Source organism: Rhizobium sp. CCGE 510, assembly GCF_000292525.1.
Taxonomy (GTDB): domain Bacteria; phylum Pseudomonadota; class Alphaproteobacteria; order Rhizobiales; family Rhizobiaceae; genus Rhizobium.
On sequence record NZ_AEYF01000094.1, the window covers coordinates 1 to 5,922 of the forward strand.

The window sequence follows — 5,922 nt, forward strand, 5'->3', positions numbered from 1 at the left end:
AAGTTGCGCTTTGCAGACCTGGCAGCGACCTACTCTCCCGCGTCTTAAGACGAAGTACCATGGGCGCAGGGGCGTTTCACGGCCGTGTTCGGAAAGGGAACGGGTGCAGCCACCCCGCCATAACCACCAGGTCGGCAAAGCGCAACTTTATGTTTTGAGAAGCTGGCAGGCGTTAGCCTGTTTTCTTTTTTTGAACACGTCTTCGATCTTTTCCGCCCGAGGGCGCTTGTGGCACCCATACAGGCCAGAGGCCGTCGCGCTTTGTAGCGCGGGCCGCCCGCAGCGCTTTCAGCGCGTCAGGACAAAGGTCAAGCATCATCAGCCTTTGGCTGATGAGCATAGTCAATGAGAACGATCAAGCCAATCGAGCTATTAGTACCGGTAAGCTTCATGCGTTGCCGCACTTCCACACCCGGCCTATCAACGTGGTCGTCTTCCACGGCTCTGATAGGGAATACTCGTTTTCAGGTGGGTTTCCCGCTTAGATGCCTTCAGCGGTTATCCCGTCCATATGTAGCTACCCTGCTATGCCCTTGGCAGGACAACAGGTCCACCAGAGATATGTCCATCCCGGTCCTCTCGTACTAGGGACAGATCCTGTCAATATTCCTACACCCACGGCAGATAGGGACCGAACTGTCTCACGACGTTCTGAACCCAGCTCACGTACCGCTTTAATTGGCGAACAGCCAAACCCTTGGGACCTGCTCCAGCCCCAGGATGCGATGAGCCGACATCGAGGTGCCAAACAACCCCGTCGATATGGACTCTTGGGGGTCATCAGCCTGTTATCCCCGGCGTACCTTTTATCCGTTGAGCGATGGCCCTTCCACGCGGGACCACCGGATCACTATGACCGACTTTCGTCTCTGCTCGACTTGTCAGTCTCGCAGTCAGGCGGGCTTATGCCATTGCACTCGACGACCGATTTCCGACCGGTCTGAGCCCACCATCGCGCGCCTCCGTTACTCTTTCGGAGGCGACCGCCCCAGTCAAACTACCCACCATACACTGTCCCGGACCCGGATAACGGGCCGCGGTTAGACATCCATGACGATAAGGGTGGTATTTCAAGGATGGCTCCACGGAAACTGGCGTCCCCGCTTCAAAGCCTACCACCTATCCTACACATGCCGACACGAATGCCAGTGTAAAGCTATAGTAAAGGTGCACGGGGTCTTTCCGTCTGACCGCAGGAACCCCGCATCTTCACGGGGAATTCAATTTCACTGAGTCTATGTTGGAGACAGCGGGGAAGTCGTTACGCCATTCGTGCAGGTCGGAACTTACCCGACAAGGAATTTCGCTACCTTAGGACCGTTATAGTTACGGCCGCCGTTTACTGGGGCTTCGATTCAAAGCTTGCACCTCTCCTCTTAACCTTCCAGCACCGGGCAGGCGTCAGACCCTATACGTCGTCTTGCGACTTCGCAGAGCCCTGTGTTTTTGATAAACAGTCGCTACCCCCTGGTCTGTGCCACCCCAAAATACTTGCGTACCTTGGGGTCACGCTTCTTCCGAAGTTACGCGTGCAATTTGCCGAGTTCCTTCAACATAGTTCTCTCAAGCGCCTTGGTATACTCTACCTGACCACCTGTGTCGGTTTCGGGTACGGTCTATACGGTGGAGCTATTTCCTGGAACCGCTCCGCTGCCCATCCAATCCAATTAGAATGAACAACTTGTGCAATCCGTCACTACCACCAGGCCCACGAATATTAACGTGGTTCCCATCGACTACGCATTTCTGCCTCGCCTTAGGGGCCGGCTAACCCTGCTCAGATTAACTTTAAGCAGGAACCCTTGGTCTTTCGGCGAGAGGGTCTCTCACCCTCTTTATCGTTACTCATGTCAACATTCGCACTTCCGATACCTCCAGGAGCCCTCACGGGTCTCCCTTCATCAGCTTACGGAACGCTCCGCTACCACGTGTATTGCTACACATCCTCAGCTTCGGTGCATGGCTTCAGCCCCGTTACATTTTCGGCGCAAAGACCCTTATTTAGACCAGTGAGCTGTTACGCTTTCTTTAAATGATGGCTGCTTCTAAGCCAACATCCTGGTTGTTTTGGGATCCTCACATCCTTTCCCACTTAGCCATGACTTGGGGACCTTAGCTGGAGGTTAGGGTTGTTGCCCTTTTCACGACGGACGTTAGCACCCGCCGTGTGTCTGCCGAGTAGTACTCCCCGGTATTCGGAGTTTGGTTAGGATCAGTAAGACGGTGAGTCCCCATAGCCCATCCAGTGCTCTACCCCCGGGGGTATTCGCTCGACGCTCTACCTAAATAGATTTCGCGGAGAACCAGCTATTTCCGAGTTTGATTGGCCTTTCACCCCTAGCCACAAGTCATCCCAATCTATTGCAACAGATGCGGGTTCGGTCCTCCAGTTGGTGTTACCCAACCTTCAACCTGCTCATGGCTAGATCACTCGGTTTCGGGTCTAATGCAACAAACTAAATCGCCCTATTCAGACTCGCTTTCGCTTCGCCTACACCTACCGGCTTAAGCTTGCTTGTTACACTAAGTCGTTGACCCATTATACAAAAGGTACGCCGTCACCCTTGCGGGCTCCGACTGTTTGTAGGCATCCGGTTTCAGGTTCTATTTCACTCCCCTTGTCGGGGTGCTTTTCACCTTTCCCTCACGGTACTTGTTCGCTATCGGTCATGCACGAGTACTTAGGCTTGGAGAGTGGTCTCCCCATGTTCAGACAGGATTTCTCGTGTCCCGCCCTACTCTAGGACAATCATGATATCTACGCGTACGGGGCTGTCACCCACTACGGCCGCACTTTCCAGAGCGTTCCACTTTAATCACAATTGCCACTGGCCTGGTCCGCGTTCGCTCGCCACTACTTGCGGAGTCTCGGTTGATGTCCTTTCCTGCAGGTACTTAGATGTTTCAGTTCCCTGCGTTCGCTTCTTACACCCTATTTTATTCAGGTGTAGATACCTTATCACAATGCTTGGAAACCATTCAGGTTTCACTCACGCTCGTTCTGCACTTCGTGCAGCGCTGCGTGGGCGCGCCGGACGACCGGCGACGCGCTCTGCGCTGTATTGGGAATTCCCATACAGGCCAGAGGCCGTCGGCGATCGTTCGCCGTAACGTCGGGTCAAAGACCCGACAACCAGAATGATTTCCCAAGCATTTAAGGTGGGTTGCCCCATTCGGAGATCCATGGATCAAAGCTCATTCGCAGCTCCCCACGGCTTTTCGCAGCGTATCACGTCCTTCATCGCCTGTGCATGCCAAGGCATCCACCAAATGCCCTTACGACACTTAATCGTTCTCATTGCCAATGCTCATCATCTCGTTGCTCGTTTCCGAAGGAAACGGCAACAGACCGGGTTACCTTTTACAACCCAGTCAATCCAACAATGCCATTAACGTGTTCGACAGGTCTGCTTTATTGGAGCTACGCCGAGCAGCTCGCTTGCAGCCTGTCTTAAGACCAGCTTCTCGAGATTGGATCCGATACCGCGCGGTCAGGCAACGGTAATCAAGTCGTCCGTCAGATGCTTCATCCCTAGAGATCAAGCAAACAACAACGACCCAGAGCGACAAGCTTCCTTCCTACCTCCAGTCCTTCCCCTATATCCGGCCGGCTAGGCCATCCATAGGATCAACAGAACTGGGCTCGGACGCCGAGTTAAACCCAAAAGGGCAAAACCCAACACCTGGAAGCCTCCAGATCAATCTTCTCTTCACAATGTATGCAGAACAGGCATCGATCAGCGATCGATGCAAAACTTTTATTTCTTCAAAGGATATCCGTTCAGTCTCAACACCAAGCGAATTGGTGGAGCTGAGCGGGATCGAACCGCTGACCCCCTGCTTGCAAAGCAGGTGCTCTCCCAGCTGAGCTACAGCCCCAACCATCGCAAACACCTGACAGCAAACCGTCAGGATCAGGTAAACCCAAACTAACCACCATGCACTACAGCAAATCTTTTTGCCGGTGCAAATGGTGGGCCCGGGAAGACTTGAACTTCCGACCCCACGCTTATCAAGCGTGTGCTCTAACCAACTGAGCTACGGGCCCATCTCGCCGAACTTCAAGCTTGTGAGCGCTCGCCCATACAGGCCAGAGGCCGTCGCCGGTCGTCCGGCGCCCTCGCGGAGCGCAGCACCGAAGGTGCGAACAGCGCGTGAGCGCAAACCCATGGTTCGATATCCTTTTGAAGAAAGAGAAACGTGGACGGCGAAAGCTCGCCATACCGTCGTGACCGAAGTCATCGCGGCGTATTACGTTTCGATAGTCACCTGACTGGTGCCATCTATGTTCTAAAAAGCACGGGAAGGTTCATATCTCGAGACAAGTCGAAGACTTGTCGGAAGATCGTCTTACCAGTTCCACAGCTTCCTTAGAAAGGAGGTGATCCAGCCGCAGGTTCCCCTACGGCTACCTTGTTACGACTTCACCCCAGTCGCTGACCCTACCGTGGTTAGCTGCCTCCTTGCGGTTAGCGCACTACCTTCGGGTAAAACCAACTCCCATGGTGTGACGGGCGGTGTGTACAAGGCCCGGGAACGTATTCACCGCGGCATGCTGATCCGCGATTACTAGCGATTCCAACTTCATGCACTCGAGTTGCAGAGTGCAATCCGAACTGAGATGGCTTTTGGAGATTAGCTCACACTCGCGTGCTCGCTGCCCACTGTCACCACCATTGTAGCACGTGTGTAGCCCAGCCCGTAAGGGCCATGAGGACTTGACGTCATCCCCACCTTCCTCTCGGCTTATCACCGGCAGTCCCCTTAGAGTGCCCAACTGAATGCTGGCAACTAAGGGCGAGGGTTGCGCTCGTTGCGGGACTTAACCCAACATCTCACGACACGAGCTGACGACAGCCATGCAGCACCTGTGTCCCGGTCCCCGAAGGGAACCTTGCATCTCTGCAAGTAGCCGGGCATGTCAAGGGCTGGTAAGGTTCTGCGCGTTGCTTCGAATTAAACCACATGCTCCACCGCTTGTGCGGGCCCCCGTCAATTCCTTTGAGTTTTAATCTTGCGACCGTACTCCCCAGGCGGAATGTTTAATGCGTTAGCTGCGCCACCGAACAGTATACTGCCCGACGGCTAACATTCATCGTTTACGGCGTGGACTACCAGGGTATCTAATCCTGTTTGCTCCCCACGCTTTCGCACCTCAGCGTCAGTAATGGACCAGTGAGCCGCCTTCGCCACTGGTGTTCCTCCGAATATCTACGAATTTCACCTCTACACTCGGAATTCCACTCACCTCTTCCATACTCCAGATCGACAGTATCAAAGGCAGTTCCAGGGTTGAGCCCTGGGATTTCACCCCTGACTGATCGATCCGCCTACGTGCGCTTTACGCCCAGTAATTCCGAACAACGCTAGCCCCCTTCGTATTACCGCGGCTGCTGGCACGAAGTTAGCCGGGGCTTCTTCTCCGGATACCGTCATTATCTTCTCCGGTGAAAGAGCTTTACAACCCTAGGGCCTTCATCACTCACGCGGCATGGCTGGATCAGGCTTGCGCCCATTGTCCAATATTCCCCACTGCTGCCTCCCGTAGGAGTTTGGGCCGTGTCTCAGTCCCAATGTGGCTGATCATCCTCTCAGACCAGCTATGGATCGTCGCCTTGGTAGGCCTTTACCCCACCAACTAGCTAATCCAACGCGGGCTCATCCTTGACCGATAAATCTTTCTCCCGAAGGACACATACGGTATTAGCACAAGTTTCCCTGCGTTATTCCGTAGTCAAGGGTAGATTCCCACGCGTTACTCACCCGTCTGCCGCTCCCCTTGCGGGGCGCTCGACTTGCATGTGTTAAGCCTGCCGCCAGCGTTCGTTCTGAGCCAGGATCAAACTCTCATGTTGAGAATTCAATCTCGACTAAATCACGTTCTTTGAATCGACGAGAACTTCACACCTGTTTTCCAGAAGA

2 tRNA genes and 3 rRNA genes are annotated in these 5,922 nt (G+C 54.1%); all 5 read right to left on the reverse strand.

Features of this window, described 5'->3' with window-relative positions:
- Window positions 1-16 precede the first annotated feature (16 nt).
- The 5 genes from rrf to RCCGE510_RS32570 all read right to left on the reverse strand — a co-directional run bounded on the left by rrf (window position 17) and on the right by RCCGE510_RS32570 (window position 5,855).
- A 5S ribosomal RNA gene (rrf, locus tag RCCGE510_RS32550) occupies window positions 17-131 on the reverse strand.
- A gap of 220 nt (window positions 132-351) precedes the next feature.
- Window positions 352-3,291 (reverse strand): 23S ribosomal RNA (locus RCCGE510_RS32555).
- Window positions 3,292-3,803: 512 nt separating this feature from the next.
- Window positions 3,804-3,879, reverse strand: a tRNA-Ala gene (locus tag RCCGE510_RS32560).
- Between the two features lie 92 nt (window positions 3,880-3,971).
- A tRNA-Ile gene (locus RCCGE510_RS32565) sits at window positions 3,972-4,048 on the reverse strand.
- 326 nt (window positions 4,049-4,374) lie between these two features.
- Window positions 4,375-5,855: ribosomal RNA gene (locus tag RCCGE510_RS32570) — 16S ribosomal RNA — on the reverse strand.
- The 16S, 23S and 5S rRNA genes sit together here with 2 tRNA genes alongside, the layout of an rRNA operon.
- Between the last annotated feature and the right edge of the window lie 67 nt (window positions 5,856-5,922).